At 65.3% G+C, this 25,987-nt stretch carries 26 protein-coding genes; 23 read left to right on the top strand and 3 right to left on the bottom strand.

Annotation, left to right across the window (positions count from 1 at the left end; all coding sequences use genetic code 11):
- Positions 1 to 17 precede the first annotated feature (17 nt).
- The 3 genes from FWJ24_RS09775 to FWJ24_RS09785 form a co-directional block, all read right to left on the bottom strand.
- A complete protein-coding gene (locus FWJ24_RS09775; RefSeq protein WP_166443654.1) occupies positions 18 to 749 on the bottom strand; it encodes a 5-bromo-4-chloroindolyl phosphate hydrolysis family protein in 732 nt (243 codons plus the stop codon).
- Positions 750 to 822: 73 nt separating this feature from the next.
- Positions 823 to 1,197 carry an ArsR/SmtB family transcription factor gene (locus FWJ24_RS09780; protein WP_150287641.1) on the bottom strand — a complete coding sequence of 125 codons (375 nt, stop codon included), beginning with the start codon at positions 1,195 to 1,197 and terminating at the stop codon, positions 823 to 825.
- Complete coding sequence (locus FWJ24_RS09785; RefSeq protein WP_150287642.1) at positions 1,178 to 1,672, bottom strand: SRPBCC family protein; 495 nt, start codon at positions 1,670 to 1,672, stop codon at positions 1,178 to 1,180. Before FWJ24_RS09785 ends, FWJ24_RS09780 begins: the two co-directional genes overlap by 20 nt.
- Positions 1,673 to 1,921: 249 nt before the next feature.
- Between FWJ24_RS09785 and secE the strand changes: the two genes are divergently transcribed.
- The 23 genes from secE to rplV all read left to right on the top strand — a co-directional run bounded on the left by secE (position 1,922) and on the right by rplV (position 25,986).
- A complete protein-coding gene (gene secE / locus FWJ24_RS09790) occupies positions 1,922 to 2,119 on the top strand; it encodes a preprotein translocase subunit SecE (RefSeq protein WP_150287643.1) in 198 nt (65 codons plus the stop codon).
- Positions 2,120 to 2,147: 28 nt separating this feature from the next.
- Positions 2,148 to 2,708, top strand: a complete 561-nt coding sequence (nusG, locus tag FWJ24_RS09795; protein ID WP_150287644.1) for a transcription termination/antitermination protein NusG — start codon at positions 2,148 to 2,150, stop codon at positions 2,706 to 2,708.
- Positions 2,709 to 2,887: 179 nt separating this feature from the next.
- Entirely contained in the window at positions 2,888 to 3,469 is a 582-nt protein-coding gene (locus FWJ24_RS09800; RefSeq protein WP_150287645.1) for a DJ-1/PfpI family protein, read from the top strand.
- A 96-nt stretch (positions 3,470 to 3,565) separates the two neighbouring features.
- The gene (locus FWJ24_RS09805) at positions 3,566 to 3,937 is read left to right on the top strand and encodes a ribbon-helix-helix domain-containing protein (protein WP_150287646.1); all 372 of its coding nucleotides are present in this window, start codon (positions 3,566 to 3,568) and stop codon (positions 3,935 to 3,937) included.
- A gap of 191 nt (positions 3,938 to 4,128) precedes the next feature.
- Positions 4,129 to 4,578, top strand: a complete 450-nt coding sequence (gene rplK, locus FWJ24_RS09810; RefSeq protein WP_150287647.1) for a 50S ribosomal protein L11 — start codon at positions 4,129 to 4,131, stop codon at positions 4,576 to 4,578.
- A gap of 4 nt (positions 4,579 to 4,582) precedes the next feature.
- Positions 4,583 to 5,314, top strand: coding sequence for a 50S ribosomal protein L1 (gene rplA, locus FWJ24_RS09815; RefSeq protein WP_150287648.1), 732 nt, complete (start codon positions 4,583 to 4,585; stop codon positions 5,312 to 5,314).
- A gap of 188 nt (positions 5,315 to 5,502) precedes the next feature.
- On the top strand, positions 5,503 to 6,648 hold the full coding sequence (locus tag FWJ24_RS09820; protein WP_150287649.1) for an acyltransferase family protein: 1,146 nt from the start codon (positions 5,503 to 5,505) through the stop codon (positions 6,646 to 6,648).
- 625 nt (positions 6,649 to 7,273) lie between these two features.
- Complete coding sequence (gene rplJ / locus FWJ24_RS09825; RefSeq protein WP_150287650.1) at positions 7,274 to 7,792, top strand: 50S ribosomal protein L10; 519 nt, start codon at positions 7,274 to 7,276, stop codon at positions 7,790 to 7,792.
- 97 nt (positions 7,793 to 7,889) lie between these two features.
- Positions 7,890 to 8,276: a 50S ribosomal protein L7/L12 gene (rplL, locus tag FWJ24_RS09830; RefSeq protein WP_150287651.1), complete on the top strand. Its 387-nt coding sequence runs from the start codon at positions 7,890 to 7,892 to the stop codon at positions 8,274 to 8,276.
- Positions 8,277 to 8,424: 148 nt separating this feature from the next.
- The gene (gene rpoB, locus FWJ24_RS09835; RefSeq protein ID WP_150287652.1) at positions 8,425 to 12,594 is read left to right on the top strand and encodes a DNA-directed RNA polymerase subunit beta; all 4,170 of its coding nucleotides are present in this window, start codon (positions 8,425 to 8,427) and stop codon (positions 12,592 to 12,594) included.
- Between the two features lie 136 nt (positions 12,595 to 12,730).
- Complete coding sequence (rpoC, locus tag FWJ24_RS09840) at positions 12,731 to 16,918, top strand: DNA-directed RNA polymerase subunit beta' (RefSeq protein WP_150287653.1); 4,188 nt, start codon at positions 12,731 to 12,733, stop codon at positions 16,916 to 16,918.
- A gap of 166 nt (positions 16,919 to 17,084) precedes the next feature.
- The gene (locus tag FWJ24_RS09845; RefSeq protein WP_150287654.1) at positions 17,085 to 17,666 is read left to right on the top strand and encodes an NAD(P)H-dependent oxidoreductase; all 582 of its coding nucleotides are present in this window, start codon (positions 17,085 to 17,087) and stop codon (positions 17,664 to 17,666) included.
- A 408-nt stretch (positions 17,667 to 18,074) separates the two neighbouring features.
- On the top strand, positions 18,075 to 18,446 hold the full coding sequence (gene rpsL, locus FWJ24_RS09850) for a 30S ribosomal protein S12 (protein ID WP_150287655.1): 372 nt from the start codon (positions 18,075 to 18,077) through the stop codon (positions 18,444 to 18,446).
- A gap of 12 nt (positions 18,447 to 18,458) precedes the next feature.
- Positions 18,459 to 18,929 (top strand): 30S ribosomal protein S7, encoded by a 471-nt coding sequence (gene rpsG / locus FWJ24_RS09855; RefSeq protein ID WP_150287656.1) that lies wholly within the window; start codon positions 18,459 to 18,461, stop codon positions 18,927 to 18,929.
- Between the two features lie 35 nt (positions 18,930 to 18,964).
- The gene (gene fusA / locus FWJ24_RS09860; RefSeq protein WP_150287657.1) at positions 18,965 to 21,052 is read left to right on the top strand and encodes an elongation factor G; all 2,088 of its coding nucleotides are present in this window, start codon (positions 18,965 to 18,967) and stop codon (positions 21,050 to 21,052) included.
- 50 nt (positions 21,053 to 21,102) lie between these two features.
- Positions 21,103 to 22,293 (top strand): elongation factor Tu, encoded by a 1,191-nt coding sequence (gene tuf, locus FWJ24_RS09865; RefSeq protein ID WP_150287639.1) that lies wholly within the window; start codon positions 21,103 to 21,105, stop codon positions 22,291 to 22,293.
- A gap of 120 nt (positions 22,294 to 22,413) precedes the next feature.
- Positions 22,414 to 22,722, top strand: a complete 309-nt coding sequence (gene rpsJ, locus FWJ24_RS09870; RefSeq protein ID WP_150287658.1) for a 30S ribosomal protein S10 — start codon at positions 22,414 to 22,416, stop codon at positions 22,720 to 22,722.
- 56 nt (positions 22,723 to 22,778) lie between these two features.
- On the top strand, positions 22,779 to 23,528 hold the full coding sequence (gene rplC, locus FWJ24_RS09875) for a 50S ribosomal protein L3 (protein WP_150287659.1): 750 nt from the start codon (positions 22,779 to 22,781) through the stop codon (positions 23,526 to 23,528).
- Positions 23,529 to 23,532: 4 nt separating this feature from the next.
- Positions 23,533 to 24,156, top strand: a complete 624-nt coding sequence (gene rplD, locus FWJ24_RS09880; protein ID WP_150287660.1) for a 50S ribosomal protein L4 — start codon at positions 23,533 to 23,535, stop codon at positions 24,154 to 24,156.
- 11 nt (positions 24,157 to 24,167) lie between these two features.
- Positions 24,168 to 24,464: a 50S ribosomal protein L23 gene (locus FWJ24_RS09885; RefSeq protein WP_150287661.1), complete on the top strand. Its 297-nt coding sequence runs from the start codon at positions 24,168 to 24,170 to the stop codon at positions 24,462 to 24,464.
- A 17-nt stretch (positions 24,465 to 24,481) separates the two neighbouring features.
- Entirely contained in the window at positions 24,482 to 25,318 is an 837-nt protein-coding gene (rplB, locus tag FWJ24_RS09890) for a 50S ribosomal protein L2 (protein ID WP_150287662.1), read from the top strand.
- 10 nt (positions 25,319 to 25,328) lie between these two features.
- Complete coding sequence (gene rpsS / locus FWJ24_RS09895) at positions 25,329 to 25,607, top strand: 30S ribosomal protein S19 (RefSeq protein ID WP_150287663.1); 279 nt, start codon at positions 25,329 to 25,331, stop codon at positions 25,605 to 25,607.
- A gap of 1 nt (position 25,608) precedes the next feature.
- The gene (rplV, locus tag FWJ24_RS09900; RefSeq protein WP_150287664.1) at positions 25,609 to 25,986 is read left to right on the top strand and encodes a 50S ribosomal protein L22; all 378 of its coding nucleotides are present in this window, start codon (positions 25,609 to 25,611) and stop codon (positions 25,984 to 25,986) included.
- The last annotated feature ends 1 nt before the right edge of the window (position 25,987 follow it).

Raw genomic sequence — 25,987 nt, forward strand, 5'->3', positions numbered from 1 at the left:
TGGGTTCGGCTCGTACCTTACGGCTTCTTTCCCTTCTCGCCGCTGACGATCGCCTCCACCCGGTCGATGATGGGCGCTGGGGCGTGGCGGAAGGCCGGCTCGTAGCCCTTGAGGTCATCGGTCAGGATGCGCAGATCGGCGTCGATGCGTGAGAGTTCCGGCGCGTCAAGGCCGGATTCCTGCTCCTTCATCGCGGTTTCCAGGCGGTAGAGCACGTCGAGGAGTTTGGCGCGGCGATCGGCCTTGCCGGCCTCATCGCCGGCGAATCGCTGATAGCCGCTGGCGAGATCGGCGGCGCGGGGCAGGTAGGAGGCGAGGAAGCGCCGGGCGAGGCCGAGTTTCACCGGCTCGGCCTGGAGCCGGGCATGGATCGCGTCGGCGCGTTCGGCGAGCACGCGGAACTGGCGCGCGATGCCGCCATCGGCGATCGCGCCGGCGGCGCCGCGGATGCGCCCGATATCGTGCTTGGCCTGGAGCAGGAGGTCGAAATGCGCCGGCGGCGCATAGGCTTCCGGCGGATAAGCCGGCGCGCTCTCGCGGATCACGCGCGCTTCGATGACCGCGTCCTCGCGCGTCTTTTCGGCGGCGCGCCGCGCCCAGCGGCTCAGGGTCATCCAGGCGATGAAGGCCATGATCACCGGCCCCATCGTCACCGTCGCGATGCCGAGCACCATCAGGAACAGCAGCGCGAAGAATATGAAGGGGGCGATCGCAGCCGCGAAGGTCAGGGCGGTCAGGCCACGGAACACGCTGTCTCTCCCCGAATGGCGCGGTCGTGGCGAAGATAGGCGTTCCGGGCCGGGCCGGAAAGACCCGGCGGCCTCAATGCGGCGGATCCTCGATGAAGGATTTGAGCCGGCCGAGCGCCGCCTCCCATTGCGCGGCGATGGCGTCGAGATATTGGCGCGCCGCCGCCAGCGGCGCCGGTTCCAGCTCGAACAGCGTCTCGCGGCCCCGGCGGGAGGCACGGACAATCCCCGCCTCCGCCAGCACCGCGAGATGCTTCGTGACCGCCTGCCGCGTCAGATCCGTGGCCTCGGTGAGCCGGGCGATGGAGCGCGGCGCGCCGTCGCTCAGCCGGACGAGTATGCCAAGCCGGGTCGGATCTCCCAGCGCCGCAAAACGCGCGGCATGGATGGCGAGCTGGGGCGTGGATGGGTCTGCGGGACCCCGGAGATCAGGCAGGGGTTTCGGCATGCCGCTTGATGTTCTCCATCTGGTGCGTCCAGCCGTCGGAATTCATCCGGAAGGCTTCCGCCCGGCGCTGCGCGGGCAGGCGCGAGAAGCCGGATTCGACCACGCGCAGCAAGATGCCTTCCGCGGCATCGTCAAGGAAGAATTCCACCAGCGTCGGCGTCTCGCGGGCATAATCGATTGCCGGATCGACGGCATAGGGATGCCAAGCATAAGCGAGGCGGGTTTTCGGCTCGACCGCGACGATCTCCGCCGCGAAGCGCACATGCTCATACTTGCAGATGGTGAGCCGTCCCTCGACCCGGCCGCCGGGGACGAAGGCGCCGGAAAGCTCGGCGCCGAACCAGGCGCCGAACTCGCGCGCATCCGTGAGCGCGCGCCAGACCCGATCGCGCGGGGCGCGGATCAGGATGCTGCGGGTGATGGCGTCGGCAATCTCCGCCGGCGGGGCGGTCTCGGCGAGGATGGTCTCGGACATCGGAAGCTCCTTCATGCAACCTTATGGATGCGCTTTTATCATGGCAACCCAAATACGCAACCATTTTACTGCCATTCATTCCTGCGCCTGCCGCAAGGCGAACCGAATTCCGAAATTGACGCTTGCAGCCATTGCGGCTAATGACGATCTCATCCCGACCATGTCCGTGCCTTGCCGAACCCGCCCAGCGGGAACGAGGCCGTGCAGGTTCCCGCCGCAGATGCGGCAAGAGGCGAAGGATTTGGGCCGATGGCGAAGCCGAACCCGTTCGAGTTCCTGCAGGATGTGCAGAACGAGGGCAAGAAGGTCACCTGGCCGACGCGCAAGGAGACCATGATCACCACCGCCATGGTGTTCGTGCTGGTGGTTCTCGCCTCGATTTTCTTCGTGCTCGCGGATCTCGTGCTGCGCTGGGGCGTCGGCCTCGTGCTGGGCCTCGGCCGCTGAGCGCTTTGCCGCAGAACAGGATTTGACCATGATCGCCGCCCCGCAGGTTTCAAGCCGCCCCAAGCGCTGGTACATCGTCCATGCCTTCTCGAATTTCGAGAAGAAGGTCGCCGACGACATCAAGAACGGCGCGGATAGGCAGGGACTCGCCGATCTCTTCGAGGAGATCCTCGTCCCGACCGAGAAGGTGACCGAGATCCGCCGCGGCCGCCGCATCGAGACCGACCGCAAGTTCTTCCCCGGCTATGTGCTGGTGAAATGCGACCTCACCGACGAGGCCTATCACCTGATCAAGAACACGCCGAAGGTGACCGGTTTCCTCGGCGCGGACAAGAAGCCGATCCCGATCCCCGATGCCGAGGCCGAGCGCATCAAGGGCCAGGTCGTCGAGACTTCGGAAAAGCCGAAGACCACGATCATCTTCGAGGTGGGCGAGCAGGTGAAGGTGGCGGAAGGCCCGTTCGCCTCGTTCAACGGCATCGTCGAGGAGGTCGACATGGCCCGCCAGCGCCTCAAGGCCGCGGTCTCGATCTTCGGCCGCGCGACGCCGGTGGAGCTGGAATTCTCCCAGGTCGAGAAGCTGAAATGATCCAGGCGCCCTCCGGGGCGCTTTTTCTTAACGATCCGCCGGCGGTCGTTCCGTGCCGGCGGCATTGGCATCCCGCTTCTGTCATAACCTGTTAACACCCGCGCGGCGGGGATCCGTGCTCCCATGTCCGGCGAGTTGCCGCGGCCGCGGCGGCTCCGATCAGACCGGGAGGAAACACGATGGGCGCGAAGCGCATTCTGATGCTGACGGGTGATTTCGTCGAGGATTACGAGAACATGGTGCCGTTCCAGGCGCTGATGGCCGTGGGGCATACGGTTCACGCCGTCTGTCCGGGCAAGAAGGCGGGCGAGCAGATCGCGACGGCGATCCATGATTTCGAGGGGCAGCAGACCTATTCCGAGAAGCGCGGCCATAATTTCACACTGAATGCGAGCTTCGACGGGCTCGATGCGGGCAGTTATGACGCCCTCGTCATTCCCGGTGGTCGGGCGCCGGAATATCTGCGCCTCGATCCGAAGGTGATCGAGATCGTCAAGGGCTTCTTCGCGGCCGGCAAGCCGGTGGCGGCCATCTGCCACGGCGCCCAGTTGCTCGCCGGGGCCGGGGTTCTGCACGGGCGGCATTGTTCGGCCTATCCCGCGTGCCGGCCCGAAGTGGAACTCGCCGGTGCCATCTATGCCGATATCCCGATCGATGCGGCCGTGACGGACGGAAACCTGGTGACGGCGCCGGCCTGGCCCGCGCATCCGGCCTGGATCGCGCAGTTCCTGGCCGTGCTGGGCACACGGATCACGCATTGATGCAGCCGGGCGCGGGCGGGGGTTGAACATCGCCCGATCTGTGGCAGGCTGATCGCCTGGGTCCCGCGCCCGCGCCTTCAGCGAGGCTTTCCTCCGATGTGCCGACTCTTCGTCGAAGCCGATCCGATTCTGTGGCAGAACGCGTCGCGCTCGCTGCGCATCAACGGCTTCGCGACAAGCCTGCGGCTCGAGAACCTGTTCTGGAACGTGCTTGAGGAGATTGCGCGCCGGGACGGCATGACGACCAACGAGCTCATCTGCCGCCTCCATGACGAGATGCAGCAGAATGCGGGCGATGTGGAAAACTTCACCTCGTTCCTGCGGGTCTGCTGCGGCCGCTATCTCCGCCTTCAGGCCGATGGCGCGATTCCGGCCGACGACCGCATCCCGCTGCGCTCGCTCGACGCCGATGCGGTTCTTGCGCGGGAGCGCCGCCCCGCCGCCTGGCGCGCCGGTGCCAGTTTGTAGTTGCGGACGCGGTCCCGTGCGATTATAGGCACGGCTTCGCCGGTTTCCGGCGATCAAACCCGTGGAAGGCGGTTTTCGCCCTGTGCTCGCAGGGCGGGACGCAAAGCCCCACCACGGTCCAGCAACGAGCCGGAAGGGCCTGATGGCGGCAGCGATGCCGGCATGGGGCCATATGGCTTTTGGAGAGAGAGATGGCCAAGAAAATCATCGGCTTCATCAAGCTGCAGATTCCGGCCGGGGACGCGAAGCCCGCGCCGCCCGTCGGTCCCGCGCTCGGTCAGCGCGGCCTCAACATCATGGAATTCTGCAAGGCGTTCAACGCCAAGACCCAGCAGATGGAGAAGGGGATGCCCATCCCCGTCGTCATCACGGCCTATGCCGACCGCTCCTTCACCTTCGAGATGAAGCAGCCGCCGGTGACCTTCTTCCTCAAGAAGGCGGCCGGCCTCAAGCTCGGCAAGAAGCCGGCCTCCGGCTCCAAGACGCCGGGCAAGGGCGCGTTCGTCGGCAAGGTGACGGAAGCGCAGCTCAAGGAAATCGCCGAGAAGAAGATCGTCGACATGAACTGCGACACGATCGAGGCGGCCGTCGAGCAGATCCGTGGTTCGGCCCGCGCGATGGGCCTCGAGGTTGTGGGGTAACGTCATGGCGAAGCAGGCAACCAAGGCCGAACTCAAGCTGCCGAAGCGCGTGCGGGCCACGCGCGAGGGGATCGAGCGCACGAAGCTCTACCCGCTCGGCGAGGCGGTGAAGCTCGTGAAGGAGCGCGCCACGGCGAAATTCGACGAGACGATCGAGATCGCGATGAATCTCGGCGTCGATCCGCGCCATGCCGACCAGATGGTGCGCGGCGTCTGCAATCTGCCGAACGGCTCGGGCCGCACGGTCCGCGTCGCGGTCTTCGCCAAGGGCGCGAAGGCCGAGGAGGCCAAGGCCGCCGGCGCGGATATCGTCGGCGCGGAGGATCTCGTCGAGCAGATCAATGGCGGCGTGATCAATTTCGACCGCTGCATCGCGACGCCGGACATGATGGGCCTCGTCGGCCGGCTCGGCAAGGTGCTCGGTCCGCGCGGCCTGATGCCGAACCCGCGTGTCGGCACCGTGACGATGGATGTCGCCGGCGCCGTCAAGGCGTCGAAGGGCGGCGCGGTCGAGTTCCGCGTCGAGAAGGCCGGCATCGTCCATGGCGGCGTCGGCAAGGCCTCGTTCGACGAGACCAAGCTGATCGAGAACATCCGTGCCTTCGCGGATGCGGTCGCCAAGGCCAAGCCGACGGGGGCCAAGGGCACCTACATCCAGCGCATCGCGATCTCCTCGTCGATGGGGCCGGGCGTGAAGGTGGAAATCGCCTCGGTGGTGGGCGGCGGCGCGGCCTGAACGGCTGCCTGCTCCCGGTCCCGCCCTTCCGGGCGGGATCGGGCGGATTACGCGCGATTCCTTCGGGAGATCAGGCCCCGCGCGGCAGCGCGGGGTTTTTCGTTGGCGCCTCGCGCGCAGCCAGGGCGGTTTCTGGCGCGGCGCTTGCTGCCTCTCCGGTTCTGACGGGTTTTGTGCCGGAGTGAGACATGCGGACGGATCGTTTCGAGGCGCTGGACGGCTGGCGCGGCATCGCGGCCCTGGCGATCGCGTTCTACCACGCGCCGTTCGCGCATGGCCTGCGCGCGCTGGCGGGCTGGAAGAATTTCGAACTCTTCGTCGATTTCTTCTTCGTGCTGTCGGGTTTCGTGATCTGCCATGCCTGGGGGGCGCGGCTGACGCGGCCCGGCGCGGTGCGGGATTTCGCGCTGCGCCGGTTCTGGCGGATCTGGCCGCTGCATTTCGCGATCCTGCTCGCCTTCCTCGCCATCGAACTCGCCAAGGCTGGCGCCGGGCTGGTGGTGGCGCTGCCGCTCGAGGACGCCCCCTTCACCGGCTCCCGTTCCTGGGAGGCGCTGCTCTCCAACATCGTGATGGCGCAGGCGCTGAACCTGCACGGCACCACCACCTGGAACGGGCCGGCCTGGTCGATCTCGGTCGAATTCTGGACCTATCTCCTGTTTGCGGGGGCGATGCTCGCCTTTCGCCGGCCGGATGCCCGCATCTTCCTGGCGATCGCGCTGCTCGGCGCGGCGGGGCTCGCGCTGCTGTCGCCGATCTGGCTGTTCGCGACGCATGATTTCGGCTTGCCCCGCGCGATCTACGGCTTCTTTCTCGGCGCTGCGACCTATCGGCTCGCGCGCTCCGAACGATTCGAGATCGGCGCCGGCGCCGGAACCGAACTGGCGGCGATCGTCCTCATCATCGCCTTCCTGAGCTCGACCGGCATGAACTGGACCTCGCTGATGGCGCCGCCGGTCTTCGCGATGGTCATCCTGGTCTTTGCGGAAGGGCGCGGCTTCGTGACGCGGCTTCTCGAAAGCGCGCCGGTGCAGGCGCTCGGGCGCTGGTCCTATTCGATCTATCTCGTCCATGCGCTGCTCTATTACGCGGTCCGCCTGGCGCTGGTCTTCGCGGAAAAGGTGCTACGCCTGCCGCTGACCGCCACCGGCGCCGGCAACGAGCGCGTCTTCACGCTCGGTTCCGGGCTGGCGGACGCGGTTGCGATCCTCACGCTGCTAGTCGCGACGATCGCGCTCGCCCGGCTCGGCTACCGTTACATCGAGCGGCCCTTCATGCAGGGCACCGGCCGGCGCGCCGAACCGGCGCCTGCGCTGCAGCGCGCGCCGGCCTGAGGCGGATCACGCTTCGCGATTTTGTCAAGTCCCCCCTTGCGCATCGGTCGGGGAGGGGATATTGACCACAGCTTGCGGAGGCGCGCCGCGAAATTCGCGATGCGTCTTTGTCGCCGTCCTTGTGGCGGCGAACTGGTCCGGGTCGCGGGCGGCCGGCAGCATCTTGCGCAAGGTCGCGCAAAGCCGGGATCAGTCAATCCTGTCCGAGACTGCAGGTGCAAGGGTCGTCAGAAAATTCGGAATTCCGTGTCGCCTTCCGCGATCGGGCCCGGCTTTTCTGTCGCCGGCTTAATCCTCCGCCGCCGGTTCGCCGGGGGCGGCCAGTCGGGAAGCCGATCCCGGCCGGAAAGCCTGCATAGATGGGGAAGGGGATTCATGCCGGGTTCCGCCATGCGCGGGCGCGGCCTGGTTCGTTTTCTCGGCCTTGGGTCATGCGGGTCGTCCGCGGCGCTCCAGGGGGACAGGCGGACCGTCGGGCGGGCAACCGCCCTGCCGGTCGAAAGGCGGGGAAACCCGTCTGAACCGTCGTTCCTTCGGCAGCGCATCCACGATGCGCCGCCGCCGGAGCGGCAGAGCGCTAGTGAAGGACGGGCGGCTCCGCCGAACGTCCATCCGGAGAGAGCACGTGGATAGAGCTGGAAAAGAAGAGCTCGTCTCGACGCTGAACGCGGTCTTCCAGAAGGCCGGCGTCGTCGTCGTCGCGCATTATTCCGGCCTGACGGTGGCCCAGATGCAGAAGCTCCGCAAGGAGATGAAGGCAGCGGGCGCCACGGTGAAGGTCGCGAAGAACCGCCTCGTGAAGATCGCGCTCGATGGCACGGACGTCCAGTCCATCGCCGGCCTCATGAAGGGTCCGACCATCCTGGCCTATTCGCAGGATCCGGTCGCGGCCCCGAAGGTCGCCGTCGATTTCGCCAAGGGTCACGACAAGCTCGTGATCCTCGGCGGTGCGATGGGCAGGACGGCCCTTGATGCGAATGGTGTGAAGGCGCTCGCCACCATGCCGTCGCTCGATGAACTGCGCGGCAAGCTCGTGGGCCTCCTCGTGGCCCCGGCGACCAAGGTCGCGCAGCTCGCGAATGCGCCTGCGGCCAAGCTCGCGCGCGTGTTCGGGGCCTATGCCAAGCGAGACGAAGCAGCCTGAGACGCAACCCGAAAGAGGGGCTGGGCGGGCCGGAAAGCCGACATCCCGCCGAGCGGCCCCGATCCGAAAACGAACCTGATACCAAGGAAATAGTGACATGGCCGATCTGACCAAACTCGTCGACGAATTGTCGAACCTGACCGTTCTCGAGGCCGCCGAGCTCGCGAAGCTCCTCGAGGAGAAGTGGGGCGTTTCCGCCGCCGCCGCCGTGGCGGTCGCGGCTGTCCCGGGTGCTGCCGGCGGTGGTGCCGCCGCCGCGCCGGTCGAGGAGAAGACCGAATTCACGGTCGTTCTCGCGGCGGCGGGCGACAAGAAGATCGAGGTCATCAAGGAGGTCCGCGCGATCACCGGCCTCGGCCTCAAGGAAGCGAAGGATCTCGTCGAAGGCGCGCCGAAGCCTGTCAAGGAAGGCGTCAGCAAGGACGAGGCCGAGAAGATCAAGAAGCAGCTCGAGGCGGCCGGCGCCAAGGTCGAGCTCAAGTGAGGTCCGCCCTCCGGGGCAGCACCTGACGACGACCCGCGCGGGGCCATTCCCGCGCGGGCCTTTTGGTTTCTAAGGGGGGCGGTGCCCTCCGCGGCCGGGCCGGACACCTGGTCGGGCAGGATCGGAACTAGGCTTTACGGGGATCGAGATGGCGAACGCGCTCACCGGAACCACTTCCTTGGCTCAGTCGGGACAATCCAGGACCCTGATCGGGCGCAAGCGGCTCCGGAAATTCTTCGGCAAGATCAGGGAGGCGACCGAGATGCCGAACCTCATCGAGGTTCAGAAGGCGTCCTACGACCAGTTCCTGATGGTTGACGAGCCGAAGGGCGGCCGCCCCGACGAGGGGCTGCAATCCGTGTTCAAGTCGGTCTTCCCGATTTCCGATTTCTCCGGCGCCTCGCTGCTCGAATTCGTCAAATACACGTTCGAGCCGCCGAAATACGACGTCGACGAATGCCGCCAGCGCGGCATGACCTTCGCCGCGCCCCTCAAGGTGACGCTGCGGCTGATCGTGTTCGATGTCGACCAGGATACCGGTGCCCGCTCCGTGAAGGACATCAAGGAGCAGGACGTCTATATGGGCGACATGCCGCTGATGACGATGAACGGCACCTTCATCGTCAACGGCACCGAGCGCGTCATCGTCAGCCAAATGCACCGCTCGCCGGGCGTGTTCTTCGACCATGACAAGGGCAAGAGCCATTCCTCGGGCAAGCTGCTGTTCGCGGCGCGCATCATCCCCTATCGCGGCTCGTGGCTCGACATCGAATTCGACGCCAAGGACATCGTGCATGCGCGCATCGACCGGCGGCGCAAGATCCCGGTGACCTCGCTGCTGTTCGCGCTCGGCATGGATGCCGAGGAGATCCTCGCGACCTTCTACAAGACCGTGCTCTATGTGCGCGACGGCGCCGGCTGGCGGATGCCTTACGAGCCGGAACGGTTCAAGGGGCTCAAGGCGGCGGCCGACTACATCGACGCCGAGACCGGCGAGGTGGTGATCGAGGCCGGCCGCAAGATGACCGCGCGCTCGGCCCGGCTCCTCGCCGAGAAGGGGCTCAAGTTCCTGCGCGCGACCGACGAGGATCTCGCGGGCCAGTATATCGCGGAGGATCTCGTCAACCCGCAGACCGGCGAGATCTATGCCGAAGCGGGCGAGGAGATCTCCGAGAAGCTGCTGAAGCTGTTCGACGAGGCCGGCATCGTCGAATTGCCGCTGCTCGACATCGATCACGTCAATATCGGGCCCTATATCCGCAATTCGCTGCATGTGGACAAGAATTCCTCCCGCGAGGAGGCCTTGTTCGACATCTACCGCGTGATGCGGCCCGGCGAGCCGCCGACGATCGAGACCGCCGAGAAGATGTTCCAGGACCTCTTCTTCGACGCCGAGCGCTACGATCTCTCGGCGGTCGGCCGGGTGAAGATGAACATGCGTCTCGATCTCGACGCGCCGGACACCCAGCGCACGCTGCGCAAGGAGGACATCCTGGCGGTCGTCAAGGCGCTGGTCGAGCTGCGCGACGGGCGCGGCGAGGTCGACGATATCGACCATCTCGGCAATCGCCGCGTCCGCTCGGTCGGCGAGCTGATGGAAAACCAGTATCGTCTCGGCCTCCTGCGCATGGAGCGTGCGATCAAGGAGCGCATGAGCTCGGTCGATATCGATACGGTGATGCCGCAGGACCTGATCAACGCCAAGCCGGCGGCGGCGGCGGTGCGCGAGTTCTTCGGCTCCTCGCAGCTCAGCCAGTTCATGGACCAGACGAACCCGCTTTCCGAGATCACCCACAAGCGCCGCCTCTCGGCGCTCGGCCCGGGCGGTCTCACCCGCGAGCGCGCCGGCTTCGAGGTGCGCGACGTGCACCCGACGCATTACGGCCGCATCTGCCCGATCGAGACGCCGGAAGGCCCGAATATCGGCCTGATCAACTCGCTCGCCACCTTTGCGCGCGTGAACAAATACGGCTTCATCGAGAGCCCGTTCCGCAAAGTCGTGGACGGGAAGGTGACCGACGAGGTCGTCTATCTCTCGGCGATGGAAGAGCAGAAGCATTATGTCGCGCAGGCCAATGTCCCGGTCGATGCCGAGCGCCGGCTCACCGACGACCTGATCGTCGCGCGCCATGCCGGCGATGTCATCACCGTGCCGGTCGAGAAGATCGACCTGATGGACGTCTCTCCGAAGCAGCTCGTCTCGGTCGCGGCGGCGTTGATCCCGTTCCTCGAGAACGACGACGCGAACCGCGCGCTGATGGGCTCGAACATGCAGCGCCAGGCGGTGCCGCTGGTGCGCGCCGACGCGCCCTTCGTGGGCACGGGCATGGAGAGCGTGGTCGCGCGTGATTCCGGCGCGGCGATCGCCGCGCGGCGCTCGGGCATCGTCGACCAGGTCGACGCCACCCGTATCGTCATCCGCGCCACCGAGGAGACCGACCCGACCAAGCCGGGCGTCGACATCTACCGGCTGATGAAGTTCCAGCGCTCCAACCAGTCGACCTGCATCAACCAGCGGCCGCTGGTGCAGGCGGGCGACGTGGTGACCAAGGGCGACATCATCGCCGACGGTCCCTCGACCGATCTCGGCGATCTCGCGCTCGGCCGCAACGTGCTCGTCGCGTTCATGCCGTGGAACGGCTACAATTTCGAGGATTCGATCCTTCTGAGCGAGAATATCGTGAAGGAGGACATCTTCACCTCGATCCATATCGAGGAATTCGAGGTCTCGGCGCGCGACACCAAGCTCGGGCCGGAGGAGATCACCCGCGACATCCCGAATGTCTCGGAAGAGGCGCTCAAGAATCTCGACGAGGCCGGCATCGTCTATATCGGCGCCGAGGTGCAGGCGGGGGATATCCTCGTCGGCAAGATCACGCCCAAGGGCGAGAGCCCGATGACGCCGGAGGAGAAGCTCCTGCGGGCGATCTTCGGCGAGAAGGCCTCCGATGTCCGCGACACCTCGCTGCGGGTGCCGCCAGGCGTGCAGGGCACCATCGTCGAGGTGCGCGTCTTCAACCGCCACGGCGTCGACAAGGACGAGCGCGCCCAGGCGATCGAGCGCGAGGAGATCGAGCGGCTCGCCAAGGACCGCGACGACGAACTCGCGATCCTCGACCGCAATACCTATGGCCGCCTCGCCAATGTGCTGGTCGGCCGGCTCGGCATTGCCGGGCCCAAAGGCTTCAAGAAGGATACCGAGATCACCCGCGATACGCTCGACGGGTTCTCGCGCTCGCAATGGTGGCTGTTCGCAATCGACGACGACCGCCTGATGGGCGAGATCGAGGCGATGCGCAAGCAATACGACGAATCGAAGAAGGGGCTTGAAAGCCGCTTCCTCGACAAGGTCGAGAAGCTCCAGCGCGGCGACGAATTGCCGCCCGGCGTGATGAAGATGGTCAAGGTCTTCATCGCGGTGAAGCGCAAGATCCAGCCCGGCGACAAGATGGCTGGCCGCCACGGCAACAAGGGCGTCGTCTCCAAGATCGTCCCGGTCGAGGACATGCCGTTCCTGGCGGACGGCACGCCGGTCGATATCGTGCTCAACCCGCTCGGCGTGCCGAGCCGCATGAATGTCGGGCAGATCCTCGAGACGCATCTCGGCTGGGCCTGCGCCGGCCTCGGCCGGCAGGTCGCGGCGGCGGTCGATGCCTATTACAAGCAGGGCGATGCCAAGGGCCTGCGCGCCAAGATGGCGGAGATCTACGGCGCGGACGACACCATTGCCGCACTGAAGGACGAGGATCTCGCCTCGATGGCGAAGAACCTCAAGCGCGGCGTGCCGATTGCCACCCCGGTCTTCGACGGCGCGAAGGAAAGCGATATCGAGCATTTCCTCGAGAAGGCCGGCCTCGATACCTCGGGGCAGGTGACGCTCTATGACGGCAAGACGGGCGATGCCTTCGACCGCAAGGTGACGGTGGGCTATATCTACATGCTCAAGCTCCACCATCTCGTGGACGACAAGATCCATGCCCGGTCGATCGGCCCCTACAGCCTCGTCACGCAGCAGCCGCTCGGCGGCAAGGCGCAGTTCGGCGGCCAGCGCTTCGGCGAGATGGAGGTCTGGGCGCTCGAGGCCTATGGTGCCGCCTACACGCTGCAGGAGATGCTGACGGTGAAGTCCGACGACGTCGCCGGCCGCACCAAGGTCTACGAATCGATCGTGCGCGGCGAGGACAATTTCGAGGCCGGCATTCCGGAGAGCTTCAACGTGCTCGTCAAGGAGATGCGTTCGCTCGGCCTCAATGTCGACCTCCAGACGAACAAGCCGCATGCGGATGCGCAATTGCCGCCGGCCGAGGCCGCGGAATAACCGAACGGGGAGGGGGGCACCCCCCTTCCGGCCGGGGCGCGCGAAGCGCCGCCCGGCCGCGTGACGACATGTGTGAGATGATTTCGGACGGGATGCGCCGGCGGGCCAAGGCTCCGGCATCCTTCAGGAGACGGCGATGAAGCAAGACGTCATGAACATCTTCAACCCGCAGGCGGCACCCGTGATGTTCGACCACATCCGGATCTCGATCGCCTCGCCGGAGAAGATCCTGTCCTGGTCCTACGGCGAGATCAAGAAGCCCGAGACGATCAACTACCGCACCTTCAAGCCGGAGCGGGACGGGCTGTTCTGCGCCCGCATCTTCGGGCCGATCAAGGATTACGAATGCTTGTGCGGCAAGTACAAGCGCATGAAGTACAAGGGCGTCATCTGCGAGAAATGCGGCGTCGAGGTCACGCTCAGCCGCGTGCGACGCGAGCGCATGGGCCATATCGAATTGGCCGCGCCGGTCGCCCATATCTGGTTCCTGAAATCGCTGCCGAGCCGCATCGGCATGCTGCTCGATTTCACGCTCAAGGATATCGAGCGCGTCCTCTATTTCGAGAGCTACATCGTCATTGAGCCGGGGCTCACCCCGCTGAAGCAATATTCGCTGCTTTCGGAGGAGGATTACCTCCGCGCGCAGGATGAATACGGGCAGGACAGCTTCACCGCCATGATCGGCGCCGAGGCGATCCGCGAGATCCTGAAATCCATGGATCTGCCGAAACTCGCCGGGGATCTGCGCGAGGAGATTGCGGCCACCGATTCCGACCTCAAGAAGAAGAAGCTCGCCAAGCGGCTCAAGATCATCGAGGCGTTCATGGAATCCGGCAACCGGCCGGAATGGATGATCCTCACGGTGGTGCCGGTCATCCCGCCGGACCTGCGCCCGCTGGTGCCGCTCGATGGCGGCCGCTTCGCGACATCGGATCTCAACGATCTCTACCGCCGCGTCATCAACCGCAACAACCGCCTCAAGCGGCTGATCGAATTGCGCGCGCCGGACATCATCATCCGCAACGAGAAGCGCATGCTCCAGGAGGCGGTGGACGCGCTGTTTGACAACGGCCGTCGCGGCCGCGTCATCACCGGCGCGAACAAGCGGCCGCTGAAATCGCTCGCGGACATGCTCAAGGGCAAGCAGGGCCGCTTCCGCCAGAACCTGCTCGGCAAGCGCGTCGATTATTCCGGCCGCTCGGTCATCACCGTCGGCCCGGAACTCAAGCTCCATCAATGCGGTCTGCCGAAGAAGATGGCGCTCGAACTGTTCAAGCCCTTCATCTATTCCAAGCTCGACGCCAAGGGCTTCTCGGCGACGGTGAAGCAGGCCAAGAAGCTCGTCGAGAAGGAGCGTCCGGAAGTCTGGGACATTCTCGACGAGGTGATTCGCGAACACCCGGTGATGCTGAACCGCGCGCCGACCTTGCACAGGCTCGGCATCCAGGCCTTCGAGCCGGTTCTGGTCGAGGGCAAGGCGATCCAGCTCCATCCGCTGGTCTGCACGGCGTTCAACGCCGATTTCGACGGCGACCAGATGGCCGTGCACGTGCCGCTGAGCCTTGAGGCGCAGCTCGAGGCGCGCGTCCTGATGATGTCGACCAACAACATCCTGCATCCGGCAAACGGCCAGCCGATCATCGTGCCGAGCCAGGATATCGTGCTCGGCCTCTATTACCTCTCCATCATGGCGGATGGCGAGCCCGGCCAGGGCATGGCCTTCTCCAACCTTTCCGAGATCGAGCACGCGCTCGCCGCCAAGGTGATCACGCTGCATTCCAAGATCCGGTATCGCTGGGAGGGCATCGGCCAGGACGGCAAGCCGATCCGCAAGATCTACGAGACCTCGGCCGGCCGCGTGATCCTCTCGCAGCACCTGCCGAAGCACCCGCTCGTGACCTTCGACGTCGTGAACAAGCTCATGACGAAGAAGGACATCTCGGCGATGATCGACGCGGTCTACCGTTCTTGCGGCCAGAAGGAGGCGGTGATCTTCTGCGACCGCATCATGGCGACCGGGTTCTACCACGCCTACAAGGCCGGGATCTCGTTCGGCAAGGACGACATGCTGATCCCCGACAACAAGTGGAAGATCGTCGACGAGACCCGCGTGCTCACCAAGGATTACGAGCAGCAATACCAGGATGGTCTCATCACCCAGGGTGAGAAATACAACAAGGTCGTCGATGCCTGGGCCAAGTGCTCGGATCGCCTCGCCGCCGAGATGATGGCGCGCATCTCCTCGGTCCAGAAGGACGAGAATGGCCGCGACAAGCCGGTGAACTCGATCTACATGATGAGCCATTCCGGCGCCCGCGGTTCGCCGACGCAGATGAAGCAGCTCGCCGCGATGCGCGGACTGATGGCCAAGCCCTCGGGCGAGATCATCGAGAGCCCGATCATCTCCAACTTCAAGGAGGGGCTGACCGTTCTCGAGTATTTCAACTCGACGCACGGCGCGCGCAAGGGCCTTGCCGATACCGCGCTCAAGACGGCGAATTCGGGCTATCTCACCCGCCGCCTCGTCGATGTGGCGCAGGATTCGATCATCTCCGAGGTCGATTGCGGCTCGGAGAACGGCATCAAGATGCGGGCGATCATCGATGCCGGCAATGTGGTGGCGAGCCTCGCGGTGCGCATTCTCGGCCGCACCACAGCGGAGGACGTGGTCGATCCGGTCTCGGGCTCGGTCATCGCGCCTCGCGGCCGTCTGCTCGACGAGAAGGATGTCGCGGCGATCCAGGCCGCCGGCATCCAGGAGGTCAAGATCCGCTCGGTGCTGACCTGCGAGACCAAGCGCGGCGTGTGCGCGACCTGCTACGGGCGCGATCTCGCGCGCGGCACGCCGGTCAACATGGGCGAGGCGGTCGGCGTCATCGCGGCGCAATCGATCGGCGAACCGGGCACGCAGCTCACGATGCGCACGTTCCATATCGGCGGTGCGGCGCAGTTCAACGAGCAATCGTCGCTGGATTCGAATTTCGAGGGCAAGGTCGAGATCCGCAACCGCGCCGTGGCGCGGAACTCGGAAGGCGAACTCGTGGCCACGGGTCGCAACGTCGTCATCGCCATCCTCGGGCCGGACGGCAAGGAGCGCGCCACGCATCGCATCCAGTATGGCGCGAAGCTCAAGGTCGATGATGGCGACCAGGTCAAACGCGGCCAGCGCATCGTCGAGTGGGACCCCTATACCCGCCCGATCCTGACCGAGGCCGACGGCGTCGTCCGCTTCGACGATCTCGTCGAGGGCGCCTCGATGTCGGAATCGGTCGACGAATCAACCGGCATCGCCAAGCGTGTCGTCACCGATTGGCGCGGCTCCGCCCGCACCTCGGATCTCAAGCCTGCGCTCACGATCCTCGACGCCAACGGCAAGGTCGCCAAGCTGCCGCGCGGCGGCGAGGCGAAATACCTGCTCCCGGTGGACGCGATCATCGCGACCGATCCGAACGCCAAGGTCAAGGCGGGCGATGTCATCGCCCGTATCCCGACTGAGAGCGCCAAGACCCGCGACATCACCGGCGGTCTGCCGCGGGTGGCGGAATTGTTCGAGGCGCGGCGCCCGAAGGAGGCGGCGATCATCGCCGAGACCTCCGGCACGATCCAGTTCGGCCGCGATTACAAGAACAAGCGGCGCATCACCATCGTCCCGGACGACGAGAGCCTGGAGCCGATCGAGTATCTGATCCCGAAGGGCAAGCATATCCACCTTCAGGACGGCGACCGGATCGAGAAGGGCGACTTCATCCTCGAAGGGCCGCCGGCCCCGCACGATATCCTCGCCGTCAAGGGCGTCGAGGAGCTGGCGGCGTTCCTCGTCAACGAGATCCAGGAGGTCTATCGCCTCCAGGGCGTGAACATCAACGACAAGCATATCGAGGTGATCGTCCGCCAGATGCTCCAGAAGATCGAGATCACCGATCCCGGCGAGAGCGATCTTCTGGCGCAGGAGCAGATCGACAAGGTGGAGTTCGACGAAATCAACGCGAACCTCGTCGAGCAGGGCAAGAAACCCGCGCAGGGCGTGCCGGTGCTGCTCGGCATCACCAAGGCCTCGCTCCAGACGCGGTCCTTCATCTCGGCCGCCTCGTTCCAGGAGACGACGCGCGTGCTCACGGAGGCCGCGGTCAACGGCAAGATCGACACGCTCGACGGGCTCAAGGAGAACGTCATCGTCGGCCGGCTGATCCCGGCCGGCACCGGCGCGATGATGAATCGCATCCGCGAGGTCGCCATGCGGCGCGACGATCTCATCGTCGCGCAGCAGGAGACCGAGGCGCGCGATGCCGCCAACGCGGTGCAGAGCCTGCCGGCGGCGGAATGATCCTGCCGGGCACGCAGAAAACAGGGCGGGGGAGACCCCGCCCTCTTCGTTTGGCGGCCCTGATCGTCCGTCCGCGGCGGTTTTTCCGTGCGGCGTGATCTGGCGCAAACTCCGCCGCGCCGCGCCGCGCTAGGGTCGCGCCGGTTCGCGGAAAGGGGAGGGGCCGATGGCGCGGAAGATCCTGATCGTGCGCGGGCATCCGGATCCGGCGCCGGGGCATTTCTGCGACGCGCTGGTGACCGCCTATCGGGAGGGCGCCGAGGCCGCCGGCCATGCGGTGACGGTTCTCGACATCGCGGCGATGGATCTGCCCTATCTCCGCTCTGCCGATTCGTGGAAGCTGCCGGCGGCAAACGCCGATATCCGGCACGCTCAGGAGGCGATCGCGCGGGCCGACCATCTCGTGATCGTCTATCCGCTCTGGCTCGGCGACATGCCGGCGCTGCTGAAATCCTTCTTCGAACAGGTGAGCGCCAACGGGTTCGTGATGGCGCTCGGTCCCGAAGGCCGCTGGCGGCAGGGGCTGAAGGGCAAATCGGCGCGCCTCATCGTGACGATGGGCATGCCGGCTTTGGTCTATCGCTTCTATTTCCTCGCGCATTCGCTCCGGAGCCTCGAGCGCAATGTCCTGCGTTTCGCGGGCATGGCGCCGGTGCGCTCGAGTCTGATCGGCCCGGTGGAGAAGGGGGCGGCCTTCCGGCAGGATTGGCTGGGTCGGATCCGTGCGCTTGGCGCGGCGGCGGAATAGTGCCATGCGCATGGCGGGTTTCCGGCATGCGCATGGCCCCGGCGGCGGAAATAGCGGGAATTTCCGGTTGACTTTCGGGGCAGGCCGAGTCAGAAGCACGCCACTCGGCAGGCCGTGATCCGTGCATGCTTCGCGAGGCATTCGCGGAACCAACCGGATCAAACGCTGCCTTTCTAGCGACCTGGAAAGTCATCGGTCAGGCCCTCGGGTCCGACCGGGCCGGTCATGATCTCGGGAAGCGTGACCCGCTTCGCGTGATCCTCTGGATTAGGCGCCTTATGGGCCTCCTTCGGTTTGGCCCAAAAGGCGCGTTTTTGCGCTGCCGGCTCCGACCGTCGGCGTGAAGGCCCGCAAGGGCCGCGAGCGTGCCCGGCAACGGGCGCAGGGAATGGAAGAGAAGGGCATCGAATGCCGACCATTAGCCAGCTGATCCGGAAGCCCCGGGAAGCCGTCAAGAGCCGGAACAAGGTTCCCGCGCTCGAGGCTTCCCCGCAGAAGCGCGGTGTCTGCACGCGCGTCTACACCACGACCCCGAAGAAGCCGAACTCGGCGCTTCGCAAGGTCGCGAAGGTGCGCCTGGTCAACGGCTTCGAGGTCATCGGCTATATCCCCGGCGAGGGTCACAACCTTCAGGAGCATTCCGTGGTGATGATCCGCGGCGGCCGCGTGAAGGACCTTCCGGGTGTCCGCTATCACATCCTGCGCGGCGTGCTCGACACGCAAGGCGTCAAGAACCGCAAGCAGCGCCGGTCGAAATACGGCGCCAAGCGTCCGAAGTAAGAGGTTTTCGAGATGTCCCGCCGTCACGCTGCCGAGAAGCGCGAAATCATCCCGGATCCGAAGTTCGGGGACGTGGTCCTGACGAAGTTCATGAACGCCGTCATGTATGAGGGCAAGAAGTCGGTTGCCGAGAAGATCGTCTACGGCGCCTTCGACCTGATCGAGACCCGCGCGAAGTCCGAGCCGCTGCCGCTGTTCAAGCAGGCGCTCGACAATGTCGCGCCGGCGGTCGAGGTGCGCTCCCGCCGCGTCGGCGGCGCCACCTACCAGGTTCCGGTCGAGGTTCGCGCCGAGCGCCGCCAGGCACTGGCGATCCGCTGGATCATCAATGCCGCGCGCGCGCGCAACGACAAGACGATGGTCGAGCGTCTCTCGGCCGAGTTGATCGACGCTGCAAACAATCGCGGCAACGCGGTCAAGAAGCGCGAGGAGACGCACCGGATGGCGGAAGCCAACCGCGCCTTCTCGCATTATCGCTGGTAACCGAAGCCCCGCTCCTGAAGGACGAGGAACCGATCATGGCCCGCCAATATCCGCTCGAGGATTACCGTAATTTCGGCATCATGGCCCATATTGATGCCGGCAAGACGACGACGACCGAGCGCATCCTGTATTATACCGGCAAGAGCCACAAGATCGGCGAGGTGCACGAAGGCGCCGCGACCATGGATTTCATGGAGCAGGAGCAGGAGCGCGGCATCACGATCACGTCGGCCGCGACGACCGCCTTCTGGCAGGGCCGCGACGGCAAGAAGAAGCGCCTGAACATCATCGACACCCCCGGCCATGTCGATTTTACCATCGAGGTGGAGCGTTCGCTCCGCGTTCTCGACGGCGCCGTCTGCGTGCTCGATTCCAACCAGGGCGTCGAGCCGCAGACCGAGACGGTCTGGCGGCAGGGCGACAAGTACAACGTTCCCCGCATCGTGTTCGCGAACAAGATGGACAAGGTCGGCGCGGATTTCTACCGCTGCCTCTCGGACATCAAGACGCGCCTCGGTGCCCGGCCGGTTGCGATCCAGCTGCCGATCGGCTCGGAGAGCGACTTCAAGGGCATCGTCGATCTCATCCGCATGAAGGGCGTCGTCTGGGACGATGACAGCCTCGGCGCCTCCTATCGCGACATCGATATTCCGGCTGATCTCGTCGAGAAGGCCAAGGAATATCGCGAGGCGATGGTCGAGGCCGCGGTCGAGATGGACGATGCGGCGATGGAGGCCTATCTCGAAGGCCGGGAGCCGGACGAGGAGACGCTGCGTCGCTGCATCCGCACCGCGGTGCTCAAGGGCGCGTTCTATCCCGTGCTCTGCGGCTCGGCCTTCAAGAACAAGGGCGTTCAGACGCTGCTCGACGCGGTCGTCGATTTCCTGCCCTCGCCGCTCGATCGCCCGGCGATCAAGGGCATCGATGTCGATACCGGTGCCGAGATCGAGCGCAAATCGTCGGATGACGAGCCGCTTTCCATGCTCGCCTTCAAGATCATGGATGATCCCTACGGCGTGCTCACCTTCTGCCGCATCTATTCGGGCAAGCTCGAATCGGGCGTGACCCTCGCCAATTCGACGCGCGAGAAGCGCGAGCGCATCGGCCGCATGCTGCTGATGCACGCCAACAACCGCGAAGAGATTAAGGAGGCCTATGCCGGCGACATCATCGCCGTGATCGGCCTCAAGGACAGCCGCACCGGCGACACGCTCTGCGATCCCAACAAGCAGGTGATCCTCGAACGCATGGAATTCCCGGAGCCCGTGATCGAGATGGCCATCGAGCCGAAATCGAAGGGCGATCAGGAGAAGATGGCGATCGCGCTCGGCAAGCTCGCGGCGGAGGATCCGTCCTTCCGCGTCTCGACCGATCAGGAATCGGGCCAGACGATCATCAAGGGGATGGGTGAACTCCATCTCGACATCAAGGTCGACATCCTGAAGCGGACCCACAAGGTCGAGGTCAATGTCGGCGCGCCGCAGGTCGCCTATCGCGAGACGATCACGCGCGCGGTCGAGCATGATTATACCCACAAGAAGCAGACGGGCGGCTCGGGTCAGTTCGCGCGCATCAAGTTCGTGCTCGAGCCGAACGAGAAGAACGCGGGCTTCACGTTCGAATCGAAGATCATCGGCGGCGCGGTTCCGAAGGAATACATCCCCGGCGTCGAGAAGGGTCTCGAGAGCGTCATCGGGTCCGGTCCGCTTGCGGGCTTCCCGGTGGTCGATGTCAAGGTGAGCCTGATCGATGGCGCGTATCACGAGGTCGATTCCTCGGCGATCGCGTTCGAGATCGCGGCCCGCCAGGGCCTTCGCGAGGCCTTCCAGAAGGCCGGCGCGGTGCTGCTCGAGCCGATCATGAAGGTCGAGGTCGTGACGCCGGAGGATTTCACCGGTTCGGTGATCGGCGATCTCAACTCGCGGCGCGGCCAGATCCAGGGCCAGGACATGCGCGGCAACGCCAATGTCGTCAACGCCATGGTGCCGCTCGCCAACATGTTCGGCTATGTCAACGCGCTGCGTTCCTTCAGCCAGGGCCGTGCCTCGTTCTCGATGGTCTTCGACCATTACGCGGAGGTTCCGCGCAATGTCGCCGAAGAAGTCATCGCCAAATACGCCTAAGTTCAACAGGTTCAGCGCCGGAATAAGCGCGATCATAGGAGTGCCGATCCATGGCCAAGGAAAAGTTTTCGCGGACGAAGCCGCATTGCAACATCGGGACGATTGGTCACGTTGACCATGGGAAGACGTCTCTGACGGCTGCGATCACGAAGGTTCTCGCGGAGACGGGCGGGGCGACGTTCACGGCGTATGACCAGATCGACAAGGCTCCGGAGGAGAAGGCGCGCGGGATCACGATCTCGACGGCGCATGTTGAATACGAGACGACGAACCGGCATTACGCGCATGTTGATTGCCCCGGGCACGCGGATTACGTGAAGAACATGATCACGGGCGCGGCGCAGATGGACGGCGCGATCCTTGTTGTTTCGGCGGCGGACGGCCCGATGCCGCAGACGCGGGAGCATATTCTTCTGGCGCGTCAGGTCGGCGTTCCTGCGCTTGTCGTGTTCCTGAACAAGGTCGACATGGTGGACGACGCGGAACTTCTGGAGCTTGTCGAGCTTGAGGTTCGCGAGCTTCTGTCGAAGTACGATTTCCCGGGCGACGACATCCCGATCACGAAGGGCTCTGCGCTCTGCGCGCTGGAGGACCGGAACCCGGAGATCGGGCGCGACGCGATCCTGGCGCTGATGAAGACGGTTGACGAATATATCCCGCAGCCCGAGCGCCCGATCGACCAGCCTTTCCTGATGCCGATCGAGGACGTGTTCTCGATTTCGGGCCGCGGCACGGTTGTGACGGGGCGCGTGGAGCGTGGGATCATCAAGGTTGGCGAGGAAGTGGAGATCGTCGGCATCCGCGACACGCAGAAGACGACGGTGACGGGCGTCGAGATGTTCCGCAAGCTGCTCGATCAGGGCCAGGCGGGGGACAATATCGGCGCGCTGCTGCGCGGCACGAAGCGCGAGGACGTGGAGCGCGGTCAGGTTCTGTGCAAACCGGGCTCGGTGAAGCCGCACAAGAAGTTCAAGGCCGAGGCCTATATCCTGACGAAGGAGGAGGGTGGCCGTCACACGCCGTTCTTCGCGAATTACCGGCCGCAATTCTACTTCCGGACGACGGACGTGACGGGGATCGTGACGCTTCCGGCGGGCACGGAGATGGTGATGCCGGGCGACAATATCAGCTTCGAGGTGGAGCTGATCACGCCGATCGCGATGGAGGAGAAGCTGCGCTTCGCCATCCGCGAGGGCGGCCGCACCGTCGGCGCCGGCGTCGTCGCACAGATCCAGGATTGATATCCTGACCCAACCACGGCGCACCGCCGGCCTCATGGCGGTGCGCCTTTCGTTTTTGAGGTTCGGGAGGGGTGACCCTCCGTGAGGCCCGCGAGGGCGCTCCAGCCAAGGACAAACGCGATGAACGGACAGACCATCCGCATCCGCCTCAAGGCTTTCGATCACCGCGTCCTCGATACGTCGACGCGCGAGATCGTCTCGACGGCGAAGCGCACGGGCGCGCAGGTGCGCGGACCCATCCCGCTGCCGACGCGGATCGAGAAGTTCACCGTGAACCGCTCGCCGCATGTCGACAAGAAGAGCCGCGAGCAGTTCGAGATCCGCACGCACAAGCGCGTGCTCGATATCGTCGACCCGACGCCGCAGACCGTGGACGCGCTGATGAAGCTCGACCTCGCCGCCGGCGTCGATGTCGAAATCCGTCTCTGAGAAGCGTTGCGCTTCCCAGGTTCTGTGGACCTCCTCTGGAATAAGGACCAAAGCCCATGAGGTCAGGGGTAATCGCTCAGAAGATCGGGATGACCCGGGTCTTCAATGAAGGCGGCGAGCATGTGCCGGTGACGGTGCTCAAGCTCGACGGCTGCCAGGTCGTGGCGCATCGCACCAAGGAGCGGGACGGCTATGTCGCCCTTCAGCTCGGCGCGGGCAAGGCGAAGCCGAAGAACGTCTCGAAGGCCGAGCGCGCGCGCTTCGCCGTCGCGCAGGTCGAGCCGCGCATGAAGCTCGCGGAATTCCGCGTCGACGAGAAGGGCGTGATCCCGGTCGGCGCCGAGATCACGGCGGACCATTTCCTGCCCGGCCAGTTCGTCGATGTCACCGGCACGACGACCGGCAAGGGCTATGCGGGCGGCATGAAGCGCTGGAATTTCGGCGGTCTGCGCGCCTCGCACGGCGTCTCGATCTCGCATCGCTCCATTGGTTCCACGGGCGGCCGCCAGGACCCCGGCAAGACCTTCAAGAACAAGAAGATGCCGGGCCATCTCGGCGTCGAGCGCGTCACCACGCTCAATCTCAAGGTCGTGCGCACCGATGTCGAGCGCGGGCTGATCCTCGTCGAGGGCGCGGTTCCGGGCACCAAGGGCGGCTGGATCATGGTCCGCGACGCGATCAAGAAGCCGGCCCCGAAGGATCTCCCGCTGCCGGGCAAGTTCCGTCTCGTTCAGGAGACGCAGGCCCAGCCGGAAACCGGCGAGGCCGCCCCGGCCTCGGCCGAAACCGCGAATTCGGAGGCGTGACGCGATGAAGCTCTCGGTCACCACGCTCGCCGGCGCGTCCGCCGGCACGGTCGAGGTTTCGGACGAGGTTTTCGGCCTCGAGCCGCGTATCGACATCCTGCATCGCATGGTGCGCTACCAGCTGGCCAAGCGCCAGGCCGGCACGCATCAGGCGCAGGAGCGCTCGACGATCAACCGCACGACCAAGAAGATGTTCAAGCAGAAGGGCACCGGCCGTGCCCGCCACGGTTCGGCCAAGGCACCGCAATTCCGCGGCGGTGGCCGCGCCTTCGGGCCGATCGCGCGCTCCCATGCGCATGACCTGCCGAAGAAGGTGCGTCTGCTCGCGCTCAAGCACGCGCTGTCGGCCAAGGCCAAGGAGAGCCAGATCGTGGTTCTCGACAAGGCCGAGATCGACGCGCCGAAGACCAAGGCGCTGAAAGAGACCTTCGGCAAGCTCGGCCTTCAGAACGCGCTGATCATCGGCGGCGCCGAGCTTCAGGACAATTTCCTGCTGGCCTCGCGCGCCATCCCGGACATCGACGTGCTGCCCGTGCAGGGCATCAATGTCTACGACATCCTGCGGCGGGAGAAGCTGGTGCTGACCCAGGCCGCGCTCGAGGCGCTCTCGCAGCGCTTCGCTGGTTGAGGAGAGCGATCATGGCACTCGATCCCAAGCTGTTCGACGTCATCTGCTCGCCGGTGATCACCGAGAAGGCGACCGCGCTCTCCGAGCAGAACAAGGTTGTCTTCAAGGTCGCCAAGACCGCGACGAAGCCGCAGATCAAGGCGGCGGTCGAGAAGCTGTTCGACGTGAAGGTCGAGAGCGTCAACACCCTCGTCCGCAAGGGCAAGGTGAAGCGCTTCCGCGGCACGATCGGCACGCAATCGGACGTCAAGAAAGCGATCGTGACCCTCGCCGAGGGCCATTCGATCGACGTGACGACCGGGCTCTGAGACGGGAGTGAGGTGAAATGGCACTGAAGCATTACAACCCCGTCACGCCCGGCATGCGCCAGCTCACGCTGGTGGACCGGTCGGAGCTTTACAAGGGCAAGCCGGTCAAGGCGCTGACCGAGGGCAAGGCGAGCCAGGGCGGCCGCAACAATCTCGGCCGGGTCACCGTCCGGTTCCGCGGCGGCGGCCACAAGAAGAGCTATCGCATCGTCGATTTCAAGCGGCGCGAGAAGCTCGGCATGGCGGCCAAGGTGGAACGGCTCGAATACGATCCGAACCGCTCGGCCTTCATCGCGCTCATCGCCTATCAGGACGGCACGCTGAGCTACATCCTCGCGCCGCAGCGTCTGGCCGTGGGCGACACGGTGATCGCCGGCGAGAGCGTGGACATCAAGCCGGGCAACGCGATGCCCGTCGCCAATATCCCGGTCGGCACGATCGTCCACAATGTCGAGATGAAGATCGGCAAGGGCGGGCAGATCGCGCGCTCGGCCGGCACCTATGCCCAGATCGTCGGCCGCGACCAGGGCTATGTCATCCTGCGGCTCAATTCCGGCGAGCAGCGGCTCGTCTCGGGGCAGTGCTTCGCCACGATCGGCGCGGTGTCGAACCCGGACCACATGAACGTCTCGATCGGCAAGGCCGGCCGAAACCGCTGGAAGGGCTTCCGTCCGCACAATCGCGGCGTGGCCATGAACCCGATCGACCACCCGCATGGCGGCGGCGAAGGCCGCACCTCGGGCGGCCGCCATCCGGTGACCCCGTGGGGCAAGCCGACCAAGGGCAAGAAGACCCGGTCGAACAAGCGCACCGACCGGTTCATCGTGTCGTCGCGCCACGCGCGCAAGAAGTAAGGAGAGGCTGATGCCACGCTCGGTTTGGAAAGGTCCGTTCGTCGACGGATACCTTCTGAAGAAGGCAGAGGCCGCCCGCGCCTCGGGCCGCAACGACGTGATCAAGATCTGGAGCCGGCGCTCCACGATCCTTCCGCAATTCGTGGGTCTGACCTTCGGCATCTATAACGGCCAGAAGCATGTCCCGGTCGCGGTCTCGGAGGAGATGGTCGGCATGAAGTTCGGCGAATTCGCGCCGACCCGCACCTATTACGGGCATGCGGCCGACAAGAAGGCGAAGAGGAAGTAACATGGGCCAGGTTGCCAATGTCCGGCGTGAGGCCGACACGGAAGCCAAGGCGGTCGCGCGCAATCTGCGCGTCAGCCCGCGCAAGCTCAACCTCGTCGCGCAGCTCATCCGCGGCAAGAAGGTCACGACGGCGCTCGCCGATCTGGAGTTCAGCCAGAAGCGGATCGCCAAGGACGTGCGGAAATGCCTCGAAAGCGCGATCGCCAATGCCGAGAACAACCATGATCTCGACATCGACGACCTCGTGGTGACGCAGGCCTATGTCGGCAAGTCGATCGTGATGAAGCGGATCCAGTTCCATGGCCGCGGGCGCACGGGGCGGGTGACGAAGCCGTTCTCGAACATCACCATCGTCGTTCGTCAGCAGGCGGAGGAGTAAG

The organism is Rhabdaerophilum calidifontis, from assembly GCF_008641065.1.
GTDB classification, from domain to species: domain Bacteria; phylum Pseudomonadota; class Alphaproteobacteria; order Rhizobiales; family Beijerinckiaceae; genus Rhabdaerophilum; species Rhabdaerophilum calidifontis.

Excerpts from the sequence above, each read along its gene's own strand:
- FWJ24_RS09780 (WP_150287641.1), bottom strand. The coding sequence starts at position 1,197 with ATGCCGAAACCCCTGCCTGATCTCCGGGGTCCCGCAGACCCATCCACG.
- FWJ24_RS09785 (WP_150287642.1), bottom strand. The coding sequence starts at position 1,672 with ATGTCCGAGACCATCCTCGCCGAGACCGCCCCGCCGGCGGAGATTGCC.
- secE (WP_150287643.1), top strand. The coding sequence starts at position 1,922 with ATGGCGAAGCCGAACCCGTTCGAGTTCCTGCAGGATGTGCAGAACGAG.
- nusG (WP_150287644.1), top strand. The coding sequence starts at position 2,148 with ATGATCGCCGCCCCGCAGGTTTCAAGCCGCCCCAAGCGCTGGTACATC.
- FWJ24_RS09800 (WP_150287645.1), top strand. The coding sequence starts at position 2,888 with ATGGGCGCGAAGCGCATTCTGATGCTGACGGGTGATTTCGTCGAGGAT.
- FWJ24_RS09805 (WP_150287646.1), top strand. The coding sequence starts at position 3,566 with ATGTGCCGACTCTTCGTCGAAGCCGATCCGATTCTGTGGCAGAACGCG.
- rplK (WP_150287647.1), top strand. The coding sequence starts at position 4,129 with ATGGCCAAGAAAATCATCGGCTTCATCAAGCTGCAGATTCCGGCCGGG.
- rplA (WP_150287648.1), top strand. The coding sequence starts at position 4,583 with ATGGCGAAGCAGGCAACCAAGGCCGAACTCAAGCTGCCGAAGCGCGTG.
- FWJ24_RS09820 (WP_150287649.1), top strand. The coding sequence starts at position 5,503 with ATGCGGACGGATCGTTTCGAGGCGCTGGACGGCTGGCGCGGCATCGCG.
- rplL (WP_150287651.1), top strand. The coding sequence starts at position 7,890 with ATGGCCGATCTGACCAAACTCGTCGACGAATTGTCGAACCTGACCGTT.
- rpoB (WP_150287652.1), top strand. The coding sequence starts at position 8,425 with ATGGCGAACGCGCTCACCGGAACCACTTCCTTGGCTCAGTCGGGACAA.
- rpoC (WP_150287653.1), top strand. The coding sequence starts at position 12,731 with ATGAAGCAAGACGTCATGAACATCTTCAACCCGCAGGCGGCACCCGTG.
- FWJ24_RS09845 (WP_150287654.1), top strand. The coding sequence starts at position 17,085 with ATGGCGCGGAAGATCCTGATCGTGCGCGGGCATCCGGATCCGGCGCCG.
- rpsL (WP_150287655.1), top strand. The coding sequence starts at position 18,075 with ATGCCGACCATTAGCCAGCTGATCCGGAAGCCCCGGGAAGCCGTCAAG.
- rpsG (WP_150287656.1), top strand. The coding sequence starts at position 18,459 with ATGTCCCGCCGTCACGCTGCCGAGAAGCGCGAAATCATCCCGGATCCG.
- fusA (WP_150287657.1), top strand. The coding sequence starts at position 18,965 with ATGGCCCGCCAATATCCGCTCGAGGATTACCGTAATTTCGGCATCATG.
- tuf (WP_150287639.1), top strand. The coding sequence starts at position 21,103 with ATGGCCAAGGAAAAGTTTTCGCGGACGAAGCCGCATTGCAACATCGGG.
- rpsJ (WP_150287658.1), top strand. The coding sequence starts at position 22,414 with ATGAACGGACAGACCATCCGCATCCGCCTCAAGGCTTTCGATCACCGC.
- rplC (WP_150287659.1), top strand. The coding sequence starts at position 22,779 with ATGAGGTCAGGGGTAATCGCTCAGAAGATCGGGATGACCCGGGTCTTC.
- rplD (WP_150287660.1), top strand. The coding sequence starts at position 23,533 with ATGAAGCTCTCGGTCACCACGCTCGCCGGCGCGTCCGCCGGCACGGTC.
- FWJ24_RS09885 (WP_150287661.1), top strand. The coding sequence starts at position 24,168 with ATGGCACTCGATCCCAAGCTGTTCGACGTCATCTGCTCGCCGGTGATC.
- rplB (WP_150287662.1), top strand. The coding sequence starts at position 24,482 with ATGGCACTGAAGCATTACAACCCCGTCACGCCCGGCATGCGCCAGCTC.
- rpsS (WP_150287663.1), top strand. The coding sequence starts at position 25,329 with ATGCCACGCTCGGTTTGGAAAGGTCCGTTCGTCGACGGATACCTTCTG.
- rplV (WP_150287664.1), top strand. The coding sequence starts at position 25,609 with ATGGGCCAGGTTGCCAATGTCCGGCGTGAGGCCGACACGGAAGCCAAG.